The sequence below is a fragment of the Serratia sp. ASV30 genome, assembly GCF_016428815.1.
Classification (GTDB): domain Bacteria; phylum Pseudomonadota; class Gammaproteobacteria; order Enterobacterales; family Enterobacteriaceae; genus Chania; species Chania fonticola_C.
The window spans coordinates 1-15,245 of the sequence record NZ_JAELTL010000019.1; the positions used below are offsets into that span (position 1 = coordinate 1).

Below are 15,245 nucleotides of genomic sequence, written 5' to 3' on the forward strand. Positions count from 1 at the left end.
AGATGTGTATAAGAGACAGCTCTATCGGTGAATGGTATTTTTGCCATTGTCGTTATCTTTCCCTTGGATATTGAGAAAATTTGTGTTTCGCTTCGTAGCCAAAAGATAACAGATGCATGAGTAAAGATCTTGCAGTATGATGAAAATTAATTTTATTTTTTAAAATCATATAGTTAACCAACTTTAATTAGTAGAGATAGTAGTTTTATTTCTTGGTATAAACTTCAATTCCCCACCATTGCATCAGTTCACGCCGTTGCTCTAGATACGTAGTGCGATTATAGGCCCGGCGAACCTCATTCTTATCACAGTGCGCTAGCGCTGACTCAATCACATCAGCATTAAACTCCGCCTCATTCATAGCCGTGCTAGCGATAGAGCGTAACCCATGTGCGACAAGCTTACCGCCATAACCTATACGCTTTAAGGCCGCATTTGCTGTCTGGCTGTTCATCGGCTTGCGTGGATCGTTGCGGCTAGGGAATACATGCTCACGCCTACCGCTGATAGGGTGCATGATTTCGAGTATCTCTAATGCCTGGTCTGAAAGTGGAACAATATGATCGCGTTTTGCTTTCATACGTTCTGCCGGTATGCACCATTCCCTTTTCTCTATATCGATCTCGGCCCAAGCGGTTGCTGAGGCTTCCGCAGGACGTATCAGTGTAAGCAATTGCCATTCCAGCAAACAGCGAGTTGGTATCGATAGATTACTCATCGAGATAGTGCGCATCAGCTTAGGCAGTTCTTCGGGGCGTATAGTCGGCATATGCTGCTTTTTAGGGCGCTCGAATGCATTACCAATGCCTGAGGCAGGGTTAGCCTCAATCAAGCCGGTGTTGACGGCGTAAATCATGATCTCGTTGATTCGCTGCACCAGACGGCGAACTGTCTCCAAAGCTCCACGCGCTTTGATAGGCTCCAGCACCTGGATCAGCAAGCGGGCCTTAATTTCCTGAACAGGGACATTCTCCAGGGAAGGTAAGACATCTTTCTCGATGGAGCGCCAGATATCTTTTGCGTGATCCGCGCTCACGTGGGCTTGCTTCAATGCAAACCACTGCTTGGCAACGTTAAGGAAAATGCTTTCCTGTGCAATCTGCTTCTGTTCGGTTTCTTCGGCATCTTTGGCTTGCGGGTCGATACCGCGAACTAGCAGCGAAAGCTTTTCATCACGGATCTGTCGGGCATCGGCTAACGAGAGGGCAGGGTAGGCACCTAGGCTTACGTTGGTTCGCTTGTCAGTACCTGGGCGTTGGTAGCGTAACCGCCACAGCTTTTTGCCGCTGGTCTTGACCAGGAGGAACAGACCGTCGCCATCGTGCAGCGTGTAGTCTTTGTCTTGAGGCTTGGCTTTGAGGATTTCATTGTGGGACAGGGGGCGTGTTAGGCGCGCCATAGCTAGCTTTCTTCCATAATTGGTACACGATTATTGGTACACATTATAGCGTGTACCTAAACGTGTACCAATTATCTCTGGATTCAGGCGGATACTCTCGGACTACTACAGACACAAAAAAGCCCGCAAACCTAGGTGGGATGCGGGCTTTCCGTACTTCTCCGGACTTATCTGGTAATACCCGGATCATTATTTGGTGGAGCTGGGGGGATTTGAACCCCCGTCCGAAATTACTACACCGTCGGCACTACATGCTTAGTCCAATCTTTACATTCGCCGGTCAGCTGCGGATGGACACGCCACTAACAAACTAGCCTGATTAGATTTAGCACTTTAGCCCCAGGCAGGACTTCCATGCGATCTCTTTTGGGTTTGACCTCTCTTTATCCCCGTCTTAAGAGCGGAAGCTAGGGAGAGAGGGCTCTAAGCAGGGTATTAAGCTGCTAGTGCGTAGTTTTCGTCGTTTGCGACTATTTTTTTGCGGCTTTTTACGAGGCAAACCGCCCCTCGGCATGCTCCTAGGGCTTCGCAAATCCCGTCGAATCCAGAATCAGCCCCAAGTACTTTGTGCAGTATAACAGAAGATTACCCTGTTAAGCCAGCGGCTTAACGATTGGCATGCTTCATGATACGGGCTTTCGCCGTCTGCCACTCACGATCTTTGATGTCATCGCGCTTATCGTGTTCTTTCTTACCTTTGGCTACGCCGATCTTCACCTTGCTCCAGGCATTTTTCCAATACATGGAGAGGGCGACGACGGTATAACCATCGCGGGTAACGCGGCCGATCAGTGAGTCTAGCTCACGTTTTTTCAGCAGGAGTTTACGGGAACGTGTTGGATCGCATACCACATGAGTTGAAGCAACGTTCAGCGGCGAAATGGTGGCGCCAAACAGATAGGCTTCACCGTCGCGGAACATCACATAACTGTCGCTGATGTTAGCTTTGCCAGCACGCAGTGATTTTACTTCCCAACCTTGCAGGGCCAAACCCGCCTCGATCTCCTCTTCAATGGAGTATTCGAAACGTGCTCGTTTGTTTTGTGCAATGGTTGCGGAACCGGGTTTGTATGCTTTTTTCTTTGTCATAGTGCGCTCATTATACTGGATGACGCAGCGAAAGAAATCCTTTCCCACTCAGCACCTGCGCAATTTCTCGCATTTTGGATCCGTGCCGCGCGTAGCAGATTTTTTGTTTGGCGCCAGATAAATGGTATTATCTGTACGTTTTTTGCCTCTCAGGAAATGATATGCCCCAGATCAGTCGTTCTGCCTTAGTGCCGTTTAGCGCTGAGCAGATGTATCAGTTGGTTAACGATGTTCATTCTTACCCCGATTTTCTGCCAGGATGCACCGGCAGCCGGGTGATTGCCGCTTCCCCTAATGAAATGACCGCCGCGGTAGAGGTGGCAAAAGCCGGCATCAGCAAAACCTTTACCACTCGCAATACGCTGCTGGATAACCAAAGCATCAATATGCAGCTGGTCGATGGCCCGTTCCGCAAGCTGATGGGCGGCTGGCAGTTCACTGCGTTAAGCCCCGAGGCGTGCAAGGTAGAGCTGCACCTGGATTTTGAGTTCACCAACAAACTGATCGAGCTGGCCTTCGGTAAAGTGTTTAAAGAACTGGCCGGTAGCATGGTGCAAGCGTTCACTCAGCGCGCCAAAGAGGTCTACAGTGTCTGAGATACGCGTTGAGGTGGTCTATGCGTTGCCAGAACGCCAATATGTGCGCCAGGTTAAGTTGGTAGCAGGCAGCAGCGTTGAGCAGGCCATCCTGGCTTCTGGGCTGTTAGAGCTACGGAACGATATCGATTTGGCCAGCAACAAGGTGGGTATTTACAGCCGACCGGCTAAGCTGAACGATGTGCTCAATGATGGCGACAGGGTAGAGATTTACCGGCCATTGATTGCCGATCCGAAAGAACTGCGCCGTCAGCGGGCAGAAAAGGCAAAAAAATAAGGCGCTCAATGCGCCTTATCTTCATCAGAACGTTGTCTTCCGAGTTGCAGCCTGCGACTGTCATGAAGGATCTCACTCTTCCCCCATGGGCCGGATGACAGCTCCGGCTCGGCTTACTCAGTCAGTGCCGGTTTATTCTGCAGATCCGTCAACACACCTGCGCTGTCGAACGTCAACGTCAGCGTTTGCTGCGTGATCTTCTCATGGCCTGGCTCTTGGCGGAACACGTAGAACCACGTCTGGGTACCAAACGGATCCTGCATCATTGGCGTGCCCAATGTGTAAGCAACCTGTTGTTGCGTCATTCCCTTGTGGATTTTTGCCACGTCGGTTGGTGTCAGGTAGTTACCCTGGTTGATATCAGGCCGGTAAACCACCTTCTCAAAAGTAGAACAGCCTGCGGTCAGCATCACAAGAACCACAGCGGCAGCTGTCAGCATTTTACAGCGCATAATAATCACATTCCTTTAGGGCATAGGATGCCGATGATAATAGACCTTGCAGCAGTTGGGAACCTTTACAGGGCCTCATTATGACCTCAGGAAAGTAAAAAAGTTATGCGGCCAGCAATTCTTTTGCGTTTGCCAGCGTATTTTTAGTGACTTCACTGCCGCCAAGCAGGCGCGCCAACTCTTGCAGACGGGCGCGTTTGTCCAAGGGGGACATCTGGGTTTCGGTTACCGTGCCGTCGGTTTGCTTGCTGACAAATAAATGCTGATGACCGCAACCGGCGACCTGCGGCAGGTGGGTGACGCACATAACCTGGGTTGATTCACCCAACTGGCGCAGCAAGCGGCCAACAATGGCGGCCGTTGGGCCACTGATGCCTACGTCCACCTCATCGAAGATCAGCGCCGGAGTTTCCATTTTACGGGCGGTAATGACCTGGATGGCTAATGCGATGCGGGAAAGCTCACCGCCGGAGGCCACTTTTGCCAATGGTTGCAGCGGTTGCCCCGGGTTGGTGGAGACGCAGAACTCAACGCGGCTGGCCCCCTCACTGCTCAGGTATTCCGGTTCAAAGCGGACGTCGATATTGAATTTGCCGTGCGGCATCGAGAGTGCATTCATGCTCTCGGTGATCAGGGTGGTTAACTCGGCTGCATAGTGCTGCCGCTTCTGGTGCAACTGCTCAGCCAGCGCCAGCGCCTGTTGATGATGCAGGTTGACTGCTTCGCTCAGGTGTTGCTGATCGCTAGCCTGTTGGGAAAGCAGCTGTTGCTCATCCAGCAGTTGTTGATGCAGGCCGGGTAATTCTTCCGGTGAAACATGGTGCTTACGTGCCAGGCTGATTTGGCGCGACAGGCGCTGCTCCAGCTCATGCAGGCGGTTGGGATCGAGATCCATGCGGTCTGCGTAATGGCGCAGTTCATCGCTGGCTTCGCTGATTTGGATCGAGGCTTCTTCCAGCATATCCAGCAGGCCGCTTAACTTCTCATCCATGCCGATCAGATCCAGCAGCAGGTGCTTGGTGGTATAGAGCTGGCTGAGCATGTTGTGTTGTTCGTCATCGGCCAGCAGTTGCAGGGCCTGCTGGCTGAGGGTCAGCAACTGGCCGCTGTTGGCCAGACGCTTGTATTCGCTGTCGATCTGCTCAAACTCACCGGCCTGTGGGGCGAATTCGTTCAGCTCTTTCAACTGGTATTGCAGCAGTTGCTTGCGGGCATCGCGCTCGAGAGATTGCTGCTGATGGTGTGCCAGTTCGCGGCAGCTTTGATGCCATTGGTGGTAAGCCTGGTGCATGGCGGCCTGCAAGGCCGGTTCGCCAGCATAGGCATCCAGCAACTGTTTTTGATGTTCGGGTTTTAGCAGCAACTGGTGAGCGTGCTGGCCGTGGATCTGGATCAGGCGCTGGCCAAGTTCCCGCAATTGGGAAAGGGGAACGGCGGTGCCGTTGATAAAGCCACGGGAGCGGCCATCTGTCCCGATCACGCGGCGCAGCAGGCACTCGTTGCTGTCATCCAGCTGGTTTTGTTCCAGCCATTCGCGGGCGGATGGGGTATCTGCCAGTGAGAAGCGGGCACAGATATCGGCACGGGAGGCCCCCAGACGTACCACGTTGCCGTCTGCGCGATTGCCGAGGCACAGGCCCAACGCATCAATAGCAATCGACTTACCGGCACCGGTCTCACCGGTGATTGCCGTCATACCCGCTTGAAAGTCGATCTCCAACTCACGAACGATAGCAAAATTGCTGATGGTTAATTGCGCCAACATAGGGACCTTCCTGTGTATAAACACATAACTGTGATTTCATACAGTATAAACTGGTTTTATATACAGTAAAGCGGTTGGCGCCATTTTTAGAATAATTTTTTTGACCAGCCCAATTTGGTGCTCAACGTATTGAAATAGCTGTAGTCCTTGGGGTGGATCAGGTTTAAGTGGAAGTCGCTGCGGCGGATCAGTACCTCTTCGCCTTCCTGAATGGGCAGGGCGATCTGGCTGTCGCAGCTGATTTCCAGATCGCTGCCGATATGGGAAAACTTCAGGCGAATGGTGCTGTCGCCGTTGATCACCAGCGGCCGGGCGGAAAGCGTGTGCGGGAACATCGGCACCAATGCGATGGCTTCCAGCGATGGAGTCAATATTGGCCCGCCTGCGGAAAGCGAGTAGGCGGTAGAACCGGTTGGCGTGGCGATGATCAGGCCATCGGAACGCTGCGAGAAGGCAAAGCGATCGTCAATATAGACTTCGAACTCGATCATATGCGCCACCTTGCCAGGGTGTAACACCACTTCGTTAATTGCGGTGCTGACGCGGCATTGCTGGTGCTCTTTATGGACGATGGTTTCCAACAGGAAGCGCTTCTCGTCGATATATTCCCCTTCCAGCACGTCCGCCAACTGCTGGAGTGCGTTGTCTGGGTCGAGATCGGTCAGGAAGCCGAGATTGCCACGGTTGACCCCGATCACCTTGATGTCATAACGCGCCAATACGCGCGCTGCGCCCAGCATGTTACCGTCACCACCCACCACGACGGCCAGATCGGCCCGTTGACCAATCTCCGCCAGGCTGCCGGTATCTACGTCTTTCATGCCCAAATCGTGGGCAATTTGGCGTTCAAGGATCACCTTGTAGCCACGGGCAACCAACCATTCGAACAGCATTTCATGAGTAGCCAATGCGGAAGGGTGACGCGGGTGCCCAACAATGCCAATACATGCAAATTTTTTCTTCATCGCTGCCATTTTCCTCACCAGGGACGGTTTATGCCCCACATTGTGACCGGTTGACTTGAAACCCCGGTTTTGATCCCCATAATAAGCCAAGTTGCGAGATTAATGCTAAAACGCGGAGATATTCATGAGTAGTAAAGAACAGAAGACGCCAAACGAGCAAGCCTCGGAAGAAATGGAACAGCAAGCACAGCACGAGGAAGCCATGGCGGCAGGCGCCGATCTGCGCGATGATCGCATTGCCGAGTTGGAAGCCCAACTGGCTGAAGCTCAGCAACGCGAGCGTGATAGTGTGCTGCGTGCCAAGGCCGAAATGGAAAACGTTCGTCGCCGTAGCGAGCTGGATGTCGAGAAGGCTCACAAATTCGCGCTGGAAAAATTCTCCGGTGATTTGCTGCCTGTGATCGACAACCTGGAGCGTGCACTGGAGCTGGCGGACAAGAACAACCCTGAACTGGTCGCGATGATCGAAGGGATTGAACTGACGCTGAAGTCACTGCTGGACGCTGTACGCAAGTACGGCATCGAAGTGGTAGGTGAACTCAACGTGCCATTCAACCCGGACGTTCACCAGGCGATGAGCCTGATGGAATCAGCCGACCATCAGCCGAACCATGTGATGATGGTGATGCAGAAAGGCTACACGCTGAATGGCCGCCTGCTGCGCCCTGCGATGGTAGCGGTATCCAAAGCCAAGTCCTAATAAGACCTGCTGAGGATAAAGGCACCCGCGTGGTGCCTTTTTTGTGCCTGGTGGATCATTCCTGCGGCAGGTGCGGTACCCAGTCAATCGGTGCCAGGCCTTGTTGTTCCAGTAACTGATTGGTTTGCGAAAAGTGGTGGCAACCCAGGAAACCGCGATGGGCAGAAAGCGGGGAGGGATGCGGCGCTTTTAACACATGATGGCGCTGGCGATCGATAAAGCTCCCTTTCTTTTGTGCGTGTGACCCCCACAGCAGGAACACGACCCCCTCGCGATTTTCGTTTAACGCGGCAATGACCTTGTCGGTAAAGGTTTCCCAGCCCAGATTGGCGTGAGAATGCGCCCGGCCACCTTCAACGGTTAATACGGTATTGAGCAGCAGTACGCCTTGCTCGGCCCAGCTTTGCAGGCAGCCGTGTGTCGGGCGTTCAAAGCCGGGGATATCCGTCACCAGTTCTTTGTACATATTGACCAGTGAAGGCGGCGCAGGGATGCCTGGGCGCACGGAAAACGACAGGCCATGGGCCTGGTTCGGGCCGTGATAGGGATCTTGCCCCAGGATCACCACTTTGACGTCTGCCAACTCGGTAAAGCGGAAAGCGTTGAACACGTCTTTCTGCGGTGGATAAATGGTCTTACCAGCCTGGCGTTCATTAGCTACAAAGGCGAGTGTATCCAGAAAGTAGGGCTGCTCTTTCTCTTTGCCGATGACGTCGTGCCAGGTGAGGGAGGTAGACATAAGCACTCTCCTTTGTTTTTGTTAGCAATTCATGGTGCATAGCTTACCGTTAACCTCCGCTCGGCGAAACCCGCTTTTTCAATAGGTATGGCGAGCGAGATATACAAATATTTTTGAAAATTTACAAAAATAATTTTAATGAGCAAAAAGGTAAAATTGATATAAAACATAAATTTGCCTCCGTCGCTCATTTCAGTACCCCGTAAAAATTGATTTTAGTCAAAGAATTGACCCGGTTTGACTGGTATACAGAACAACAAGACAACATTGGTTTTACCAAATGGCCGGAAACCACAACCGAGTTTTCGGCGACGTAGAAATTTTTCTCCCTATTACGGAGGCAACAAAATGATTACTGGTATTCAAATCACTAAAGCGAACAATCAAGCACTGGTGAACTCTTTCTGGCTGCTGGATGAAGAGAAATCAGAAGCGCGCTGTGTATGTGCCAAAGCGGATTATGCGGAAGATCAGATCGTGCCTGTTAGCGAACTGGGCCAGATCGAGTACCGCGAAGTGCCGATGGAAATGCAACCTACCGTGCGCGTAGAAGGTGGTCAGCACCTGAACGTGAACGTGCTGCGCCGTGAAACGCTGGAAGATGCGGTTAAGAACCCAGAAAAATACCCGCAGCTGACCATTCGTGTTTCTGGTTATGCGGTGCGTTTCAACTCACTGACGCCAGAACAGCAACGTGACGTTATCGCACGTACCTTTACCGAAAGCCTGTAATTTTCGGCTAGGTAGACAAAAGGGAGCTTCGGCTCCCTTTTCTATTGTCTTCACCCCAGAAAATAGATTTTGATCACATTACCTGCAAAAAATAATCATTCCCATTACAGAACTCGTATGACTCGCCGATAGCTAAATCAGTTCCATTTGGGGCTGTCTATTGATAAGGAGTCTCTATGAGTTTGCCTTTGAGTTTCATTTCGACGATGGCGCCCATATCCGCTGTATCTGCTGCGGCACTCCCGGCTCAAAACGCAATAAAACCAGTCCAAACCGACGAGCCACAGGTGACAAAAACTGCTGTGTCGCTCCCCTCTGAAAATAGTCGTAATGCACAAAACCTGTTGAATTCACTGACTCACGATCTCTCTGCTGCGGTCCCTTTGGCTGCTAGGCGGGAGGTGTCTCGTGGGCAAGAGTCTCAGCAGGGCGATTACTCTTTGGCGTTATTGGCCAAGGATGTCTACAACCTAACGGGGCATGGTGCAGAGGGTTTTTCGCGCATGAGTGATAACGATTTGCTGAGTGTTGGCATTGACCCCGCAAGTCTATTGGATACAGCCTCGGGCTTACAGGCGGGTATTTATTCGAATAAGCAGCACTATGTGCTGGCTTTCGCTGGTACTAATGATATGCGCGATTGGCTGAGCAATGTGCGCCAGGCTACGGGGTACGACGATGTGCAGTACAATCATGCCGTGGCGATTGCCAAGAATGCCAAAGCTGCGTTTGGTGAAGCGTTAGTGATCACCGGCCATTCGTTGGGGGGAGGATTGGCGGCAACGGCGGCGTTGGCAACCGGTTCTCTAGCGGTAACATTCAACGCCGCTGGGGTTTCCGATCATACTCTGAACCGTTTCGGTATTAATCCCGCTGCGGCAAAGCAAGATGCAGAATCTGGCGGGATCCGTCGTTACAGTGAACAATACGATATGTTGACGGGGACACAGGAGTCGACCTCTCTGCTTCCAGATGCTATCGGGCATAAAATCACCATTGCCAACAATGAAACTCTGAGCGGCACTGATGCTTGGCGGCCAAGCAAATATTTCGATCGCAGCATGACGGCACATGGCATCGATAAGGTAATCAGCTCAATGGCGGAACAGAAGCCGTGGGAGATCAAGGCGAATGCCTAAAAGGTGGTGCAGAGGCTGCTGGATAGCGGCTCTCGTTTTGCCCCTGTTTGGGATCGCTGGGTTATTGATGGTAGCCAAGGAGCACTATATGGAACAGCAAAATTCGCCATTTGCGGGTACCGATAGCCTGTCTTTATCACAGGCGGTGGCTGAAGATGATGTTTGGCAAATTAGCCAGCAAGCAACAGCTGAACGGCTTCATGTGTGGGGAGATTTGCAGATCACACTGTTGCAGTGGGCGATTCTGCAGCAGAGGCCAGGCAGTGTGCAGGCATTGATACAGGCGGGGGCAGATATTGGGCAACCTGGTATGGAGGGCAACGGGGCATTGCATACGGCGGCGATGGTTAAGGATGCGCAATATTTACGCTTGCTATTGCAACAGGCTCCCCAGGTTAATATACGTAATATGGTCACTGGGGCTACGCCATTAGCCGCCGCTGTGCTGGCGGGGCGTGAGGAGCAGGTACGTATACTGTTGAATGCCGGGGCCGACAGTACATTGAGTGACAGAGTAGGGGATACGCCCTTGCACCTGGCCGCAAAAATCAGCGCACCACAGTTGGCGCTGCTGCTGTTACAAACGGGGGCTGATGCCAAGGCACTAAATCAGCAAGGGAGAACGTTCCAGTATTACTTTGCCCAGACGCCAGTGCATTTACAGAATAGCGAGTTGCGTGAGCAGTACCGTCAATTGGAGAGCTGGCTCAAAAGTCAGAAATTGGCAGGGCACTATACTCAGCCTTGAAAATAAAAAACCGCCTTCAAAGTGATGGCGGTTTTTTGATGGCAGAGAGATTATTGTGCGTCTGGTTTGGCTTTTGGCTGGCGGCGCTTACCGACGTTTTTCGCGTCGCGATGGCGTACCTTCACCTTGGCCTTCTCTTTGTTCTTCAGCTTGTCTTCGATGCGCTTGGCCAGCACCTTCTTCGAAGGTTTACCGTTGCTCTTCTCGCTAGGAACCTTGGTGGACGGACGCAGTTCGTCGATCACACGGGCTTTCAGTGGCTCATTGAGGTAACGCCCCACTTTGCCCAGCAGCAGATGGTCGTGCGCCTCTACCAGCGAAATGGCGGTGCCTTTACGCCCGGCACGGCCAGTACGGCCAATGCGGTGCAGATAGGTATCGGCAGTGCGCGGCATATCGAAGTTGAACACGTGGGTGATATCCAGGATATCCAGCCCGCGCGCTGCAACGTCGGTGGCGACCAGCACGTTGACGCGGCCATCCATCATGCGTTTTACCGCTTCGTTACGCTTGGCCTGCACCATTTCCCCTTCGAGATAGCAGGTATTGATGCCCGCTTCACGTAGCCAGGCGGCCAGCTCATGCACGCGCTCACGCTTACGTACAAAGATCACTGACTTCTGCACGTCCGGCTGTTGCAACAGATGCACCAGCAGGGCGGTTTTATGCTTCACGTCATCGGCGCGGTAATACCATTGCAGGATCTTTTTACGTTCGCGGCGGGAAGGATCGGCTTCAACCTCAACCGGCTCCTTCAGGATGCGCTCGGCAAACTCGCGGATAGCTTCGCCTTCCAACGTTGCGGAGAACAGCAACGTCTGGGTACGCCAGCGGGTTTCCGCCGAGATGGTCTCGATATCTTGCGCAAAGCCCATATCGAGCATGCGGTCGGCTTCGTCCAGGATCAGCGTTTCTACCGCACGGCAGTCAAAGTTTTCTTCTTTGATGTATTGCAGCAGGCGGCCGGTGGTAGCAACCACCACGTCCTGGTTTTCACTAAAGACTTCGGCGTGGTTCATATACGCCACGCCGCCGGTGATGGTGGCGATATCCAGCGAGGTATGCGCAGCCAATTCACGAGCCTGATCGGCCACCTGCATTGCCAGCTCACGCGTCGGGGTGAGGATCAGTACGCGCGGTGGGCCAGACTTCTTACGTGGGAAATCCAGCAGATGCTGCAGAACCGGCAGCAAGAATGCGGCGGTTTTGCCCGTGCCGGTCGGCGCCGAACCTAATACGTCGCGCCCGTCCATGGCTGGCGGGATCGCCTCGGCCTGGATAGCGGTGGGGCGATCGTAGCCTTTATCACGCAAAGCGAGGATCAGGCGCTCATCGAGTTCGAGTTCGGAAAAATTGGTTGCTGTCATTATCTACCTCTACTTGGGGCGCCGATTATAGACGGGATGGCCGCAGGGTTCACCCTTTTTAACTTTTACCCTAGATCAGTTTGCCTTATGCTACGCCAGTTTTGTCTGCTGGTGGCTATTGTGAGTAATCAAATTAAAACTAAATCGACCCCGCGCCGCGGCGGTTTTACCTTTAAGCAGTTCTTTGTCGCCCATGATCGTTGCGCGATGAAGGTGGGTACCGATGCGGTTATGCTCGGCGCCTGGGCTGCCGTGGAAAACGTGCAACGAGTGCTGGATATTGGCTGCGGCAGTGGGCTGATCGCCCTGATGTTGGCGCAGCGCACGGCTGGCGAGGTCACCATCGATGCGGTTGAGCTGGATAACGCCGCCGCCTTGCAGGCACGTGATAACGTGTTGGAGTCGCCTTGGCCGCAGAAGATCCAGGTGCACAGCCAGGATATCCATCATTTTGCCCAGCAGCATGCTCATTGTTACGATTTGATCGTCAGCAATCCACCGTATTTTGAGCCTTCTGTCGCCTGTCGCGATCTGGCTCGCACCAACGCCCGCTATACCGAAACCCTGACTCATGACGCCTTGCTGGATAGCGCCGAAAGGCTGATAACGGCGGAGGGGCAGTTCTGCGTGGTGCTGCCTTATGAGATTGGCGAAGCTTTTGAAGTGAATGCCCACCAACGTGGCTGGCACACCGTACGGCGGCTGAACATCAGCGACCGGGCCGACACGCCAAAGCACCGTTTGATGCTGGCATTAGCGCGCAAACCGGTGGCGAAAAAAGAGGCCGAGCTGGCAATAAAACTGGCGGATGGCAGCTACACCACCGATTTCCGCCAGTTGATTACCGATTTCTATCTGAACTACTGAAGCCTCAGGGTTGCAGAATGGTGGGTTTTGGCTCCGGCAACATATCCGGGTAATCCAGCGTGTAATGCAGCCCACGGCTTTCCTTGCGCTCCATCGCGCTGCGCACAATCAGTTCCGCCACCTGCACCAGATTACGTAGCTCCAGCAGATTGTTGGAGATGCGGAAGTTGGCGTAATACTCGTCAATCTCCTGCTGCAACGTATTGATGCGGCGTAGCGCCCGCTCCAGGCGTTTGGTGGTGCGCACGATCCCGACGTAGTCCCACATAAACAGCCGCAGTTCGTGCCAGTTATGCTGGATCACCACGCGTTCATCCGAATCATCCACCCGGCTCTCATCCCACTGTGGCAACTGTTTGGCCAGCTTGATGGCAGGCAGACGCGTCAGAATATCTTCGGCGGCGGACCAGCCATAAACCAGGCATTCCAGCAGTGAGTTGGACGCCATGCGGTTGGCTCCGTGCAGGCCGGTGTAGCTTACTTCGCCAATCGCATACAGGCCGTCCAGATCGGTGCGGCCATGCTGATCGACCATCACGCCGCCACAGGTGTAATGCGCCGCAGGGACGATCGGGATCGGCTGCTGTGTCAGGTCAAAGCCCAACGTCATCAACTTTTCGTGGATCATCGGGAAGTGCTGGGTGATGAATTCCGCCGGCTTGTGGCTGATATCCAGATACATGCAGTCAGCACCCAGGCGTTTCATCTCATGGTCAATCGCGCGGGCGACGATATCGCGCGGCGCGAGCTCACCACGCGGATCAAAGTCTGGCATAAAGCGGCTGCCGTCCGGGCGTTTCAGGTGGGCACCTTCACCGCGCAGCGCTTCGGTCAACAGGAAGTTACGCGCCTGTGGGTGGAACAGGCAGGTTGGGTGGAACTGGTTGAATTCCAGGTTGGCGACCCGGCAGCCTGCGCGCCAGGCCATGGCGATGCCGTCGCCCGAAGAGATATCCGGGTTGGTGGTATATTGATAAACCTTGGCTGCTCCGCCGGTGGCTAACACCACCGTTTTGGCACGGTAGGTTTCCACCTGTTCCCGCTCACGGTTCCAGACGTAAGCGCCCACTACGCGCTTGGTGCCCGGTAAGCCGATCTTGTTGGAGGTGATCAGGTCGACCGCATTGCGGCGCTCCATCACGCAAATATTGGGGTGAGCACTTGCTTTCGCTACCAGGGTAGTCTCTACTTCTTTGCCGGTGGCGTCGGCAGCGTGCAGGATGCGCCGATGGCTGTGTCCGCCTTCCCGCGTCAGGTGATAGCGTTCTTCACCTTGGGAGTTGGTTTCGGTGTCGAACAGGACGCCCTGATCGATCAGCCACTGTACGCAGTGGCGTGCATTGCCGGCAATAAACTCGACGGCGTCTTTGTCACACAGGCCGGCTCCGGCGATCAGCGTGTCATCAACGTGTGAGGCGATGCTGTCCGTTTCATCAAACACCGCGGCGATCCCGCCTTGGGCATAAAAGGTGGCGCCTTCATTGAGCGGACCTTTGCTGAGTACAGTAACCTTGCAATGTTGCGCCAGGCGCAACGCCAGGGAGAGGCCAGCAGCACCGCTACCGACGATCAATACATCGCTAACATGTTCAGATGATGGTTGCATAACGTATGATGTGTGCAGAAGAAGAGTGAAATTCATGTTAGCCTACTTGTCCGGGCAAAAGCCACGGACAAGGTGACATCAACAAAAAAACAATGGCGGTATGGAACTTAGCGTTCCGTATGAACTCCAAGCGAGTGCTTGCTCAGGAAAATAATGTATGGCTGGCGGTACAATTTCACGCGTGGAGATAGATTTGGGGAGAATTTACCTCGGATGAGCGAGCAGTTAACGGATCAGGTTCTGGTTGAGCGGGTCCAGAAGGGCGATCAGAAATCGTTTAACTTACTGGTAATTCGTTACCAGCATAAAGTGGCGAGTCTCGTTTCGCGCTACGTACCACAGGGCGACGTGCCGGATGTGGTGCAGGAGTCGTTTATTAAAGCTTATCGCGCACTGGAGTCGTTCCGTGGCGATAGCGCCTTTTACACCTGGTTGTATCGAATTGCTGTCAATACAGCAAAAAATTATCTGGTTGCTCAGGGCCGGCGCCCACCGTCAAGCGATGTGGATGCCAATGATGCCGAAAATTACGAAAGTGCGGGTGCACTGAAAGAAATTTCGAACCCTGAGAACTTAATGTTGTCAGAAGAACTGAGACAGATAGTTTTCCGTACCATTGAGTCACTCCCAGAGGATCTTCGCATGGCGATTACCCTGCGGGAGTTGGATGGTCTAAGCTACGAAGAGATAGCCGCCATCATGGATTGCCCGGTCGGAACCGTACGTTCACGTATTTTCCGTGCTCGGGAGGCTATCGATAATAAAGTTCAACCGCTGATCCAACGTTAGCGATAGCGGACACTG

16 protein-coding genes and 1 other RNA gene are annotated in these 15,245 nt (G+C 53.3%); 8 read left to right on the forward strand and 9 right to left on the reverse strand.

All coding sequences use genetic code 11. The features are described 5' to 3' along the window. Positions 1 to 205: 205 nt before the first annotated feature. The 3 genes from JHD74_RS10705 to smpB form a co-directional block, all read right to left on the reverse strand. Positions 206 to 1,399: an integrase domain-containing protein gene (locus JHD74_RS10705; protein ID WP_199062696.1), complete on the reverse strand. Its 1,194-nt coding sequence runs from the start codon at positions 1,397 to 1,399 to the stop codon at positions 206 to 208. Between the two features lie 194 nt (positions 1,400 to 1,593). Continuing rightward, positions 1,594 to 1,957: a transfer-messenger RNA gene (ssrA, locus tag JHD74_RS10710) on the reverse strand. A gap of 48 nt (positions 1,958 to 2,005) precedes the next feature. Continuing rightward, on the reverse strand, positions 2,006 to 2,488 hold the full coding sequence (smpB, locus tag JHD74_RS10715) for an SsrA-binding protein SmpB (protein WP_021178921.1): 483 nt from the start codon (positions 2,486 to 2,488) through the stop codon (positions 2,006 to 2,008). Positions 2,489 to 2,649: 161 nt separating this feature from the next. On the opposite strand from smpB, the gene JHD74_RS10720 reads away from it, so the two are divergent. Together JHD74_RS10720 and JHD74_RS10725 are read left to right on the forward strand one after the other, a co-directional pair. Beyond that, positions 2,650 to 3,084, forward strand: coding sequence for a type II toxin-antitoxin system RatA family toxin (locus JHD74_RS10720; protein ID WP_021178920.1), 435 nt, complete (start codon positions 2,650 to 2,652; stop codon positions 3,082 to 3,084). Then, positions 3,077 to 3,361 (forward strand): RnfH family protein, encoded by a 285-nt coding sequence (locus JHD74_RS10725; RefSeq protein WP_074029510.1) that lies wholly within the window; start codon positions 3,077 to 3,079, stop codon positions 3,359 to 3,361. The genes JHD74_RS10720 and JHD74_RS10725 overlap by 8 nt, the downstream gene beginning before the upstream one ends. Positions 3,362 to 3,474: 113 nt before the next feature. Here the strand turns inward: JHD74_RS10725 and bamE are convergent, their stop codons facing one another. From bamE to nadK, 3 genes are all read right to left on the reverse strand, one after another. Beyond that, on the reverse strand, positions 3,475 to 3,813 hold the full coding sequence (gene bamE / locus JHD74_RS10730; RefSeq protein ID WP_021178918.1) for an outer membrane protein assembly factor BamE: 339 nt from the start codon (positions 3,811 to 3,813) through the stop codon (positions 3,475 to 3,477). A 103-nt stretch (positions 3,814 to 3,916) separates the two neighbouring features. Then, complete coding sequence (recN, locus tag JHD74_RS10735) at positions 3,917 to 5,578, reverse strand: DNA repair protein RecN (RefSeq protein ID WP_024485806.1); 1,662 nt, start codon at positions 5,576 to 5,578, stop codon at positions 3,917 to 3,919. A gap of 86 nt (positions 5,579 to 5,664) precedes the next feature. Beyond that, a complete protein-coding gene (gene nadK, locus JHD74_RS10740) occupies positions 5,665 to 6,543 on the reverse strand; it encodes an NAD(+) kinase (RefSeq protein ID WP_024485805.1) in 879 nt (292 codons plus the stop codon). A gap of 124 nt (positions 6,544 to 6,667) precedes the next feature. Between nadK and grpE the strand changes: the two genes are divergently transcribed. Further along, positions 6,668 to 7,243: a nucleotide exchange factor GrpE gene (gene grpE, locus JHD74_RS10745; protein WP_021178915.1), complete on the forward strand. Its 576-nt coding sequence runs from the start codon at positions 6,668 to 6,670 to the stop codon at positions 7,241 to 7,243. A 55-nt stretch (positions 7,244 to 7,298) separates the two neighbouring features. Here the strand turns inward: grpE and ung are convergent, their stop codons facing one another. Then, positions 7,299 to 7,982, reverse strand: a complete 684-nt coding sequence (gene ung, locus JHD74_RS10750; protein ID WP_021178914.1) for a uracil-DNA glycosylase — start codon at positions 7,980 to 7,982, stop codon at positions 7,299 to 7,301. Positions 7,983 to 8,330: 348 nt separating this feature from the next. On the opposite strand from ung, the gene grcA reads away from it, so the two are divergent. The 3 genes from grcA to JHD74_RS10765 all read left to right on the forward strand — a co-directional run bounded on the left by grcA (position 8,331) and on the right by JHD74_RS10765 (position 10,601). Beyond that, the gene (gene grcA, locus JHD74_RS10755; RefSeq protein ID WP_021178913.1) at positions 8,331 to 8,714 is read left to right on the forward strand and encodes an autonomous glycyl radical cofactor GrcA; all 384 of its coding nucleotides are present in this window, start codon (positions 8,331 to 8,333) and stop codon (positions 8,712 to 8,714) included. A gap of 176 nt (positions 8,715 to 8,890) precedes the next feature. Then, the gene (locus JHD74_RS10760) at positions 8,891 to 9,853 is read left to right on the forward strand and encodes a DUF2974 domain-containing protein (RefSeq protein WP_199062697.1); all 963 of its coding nucleotides are present in this window, start codon (positions 8,891 to 8,893) and stop codon (positions 9,851 to 9,853) included. Continuing rightward, entirely contained in the window at positions 9,846 to 10,601 is a 756-nt protein-coding gene (locus tag JHD74_RS10765; RefSeq protein WP_199062698.1) for an ankyrin repeat domain-containing protein, read from the forward strand. Before JHD74_RS10760 ends, JHD74_RS10765 begins: the two co-directional genes overlap by 8 nt. A gap of 50 nt (positions 10,602 to 10,651) precedes the next feature. On the opposite strand, the gene srmB is transcribed toward JHD74_RS10765, so the two are convergent. Beyond that, positions 10,652 to 11,968: an ATP-dependent RNA helicase SrmB gene (gene srmB / locus JHD74_RS10770; RefSeq protein WP_024485802.1), complete on the reverse strand. Its 1,317-nt coding sequence runs from the start codon at positions 11,966 to 11,968 to the stop codon at positions 10,652 to 10,654. Between the two features lie 87 nt (positions 11,969 to 12,055). Here srmB and JHD74_RS10775 point away from each other — a divergent pair, with 87 nt between their 5' ends. After that, a complete protein-coding gene (locus JHD74_RS10775) occupies positions 12,056 to 12,835 on the forward strand; it encodes a tRNA1(Val) (adenine(37)-N6)-methyltransferase (RefSeq protein ID WP_199062699.1) in 780 nt (259 codons plus the stop codon). Positions 12,836 to 12,839: 4 nt separating this feature from the next. Here the strand turns inward: JHD74_RS10775 and nadB are convergent, their stop codons facing one another. After that, positions 12,840 to 14,441 (reverse strand): L-aspartate oxidase, encoded by a 1,602-nt coding sequence (gene nadB, locus JHD74_RS10780; RefSeq protein ID WP_024529381.1) that lies wholly within the window; start codon positions 14,439 to 14,441, stop codon positions 12,840 to 12,842. Positions 14,442 to 14,654: 213 nt separating this feature from the next. Here nadB and rpoE point away from each other — a divergent pair, with 213 nt between their 5' ends. Further along, positions 14,655 to 15,230: an RNA polymerase sigma factor RpoE gene (gene rpoE, locus JHD74_RS10785; RefSeq protein WP_012146382.1), complete on the forward strand. Its 576-nt coding sequence runs from the start codon at positions 14,655 to 14,657 to the stop codon at positions 15,228 to 15,230. Positions 15,231 to 15,245 lie beyond the last annotated feature (15 nt).

Bases quoted from the DNA above. Each gene is read 5' to 3' on its own strand.
- JHD74_RS10760 (WP_199062697.1), top strand. From the start codon at position 8,891: ATGAGTTTGCCTTTGAGTTTCATTTCGACGATGGCGCCCATATCCGCT.
- JHD74_RS10720 (WP_021178920.1), top strand. From the start codon at position 2,650: ATGCCCCAGATCAGTCGTTCTGCCTTAGTGCCGTTTAGCGCTGAGCAG.
- JHD74_RS10765 (WP_199062698.1), top strand. From the start codon at position 9,846: ATGCCTAAAAGGTGGTGCAGAGGCTGCTGGATAGCGGCTCTCGTTTTG.
- ung (WP_021178914.1), bottom strand. From the start codon at position 7,982: ATGTCTACCTCCCTCACCTGGCACGACGTCATCGGCAAAGAGAAAGAG.
- nadB (WP_024529381.1), bottom strand. From the start codon at position 14,441: ATGCAACCATCATCTGAACATGTTAGCGATGTATTGATCGTCGGTAGC.
- recN (WP_024485806.1), bottom strand. From the start codon at position 5,578: ATGTTGGCGCAATTAACCATCAGCAATTTTGCTATCGTTCGTGAGTTG.
- JHD74_RS10705 (WP_199062696.1), bottom strand. From the start codon at position 1,399: ATGGCGCGCCTAACACGCCCCCTGTCCCACAATGAAATCCTCAAAGCC.
- smpB (WP_021178921.1), bottom strand. From the start codon at position 2,488: ATGACAAAGAAAAAAGCATACAAACCCGGTTCCGCAACCATTGCACAA.
- grpE (WP_021178915.1), top strand. From the start codon at position 6,668: ATGAGTAGTAAAGAACAGAAGACGCCAAACGAGCAAGCCTCGGAAGAA.
- rpoE (WP_012146382.1), top strand. From the start codon at position 14,655: ATGAGCGAGCAGTTAACGGATCAGGTTCTGGTTGAGCGGGTCCAGAAG.
- bamE (WP_021178918.1), bottom strand. From the start codon at position 3,813: ATGCGCTGTAAAATGCTGACAGCTGCCGCTGTGGTTCTTGTGATGCTG.
- srmB (WP_024485802.1), bottom strand. From the start codon at position 11,968: ATGACAGCAACCAATTTTTCCGAACTCGAACTCGATGAGCGCCTGATC.
- JHD74_RS10775 (WP_199062699.1), top strand. From the start codon at position 12,056: ATGCTACGCCAGTTTTGTCTGCTGGTGGCTATTGTGAGTAATCAAATT.
- grcA (WP_021178913.1), top strand. From the start codon at position 8,331: ATGATTACTGGTATTCAAATCACTAAAGCGAACAATCAAGCACTGGTG.
- nadK (WP_024485805.1), bottom strand. From the start codon at position 6,543: ATGAAGAAAAAATTTGCATGTATTGGCATTGTTGGGCACCCGCGTCAC.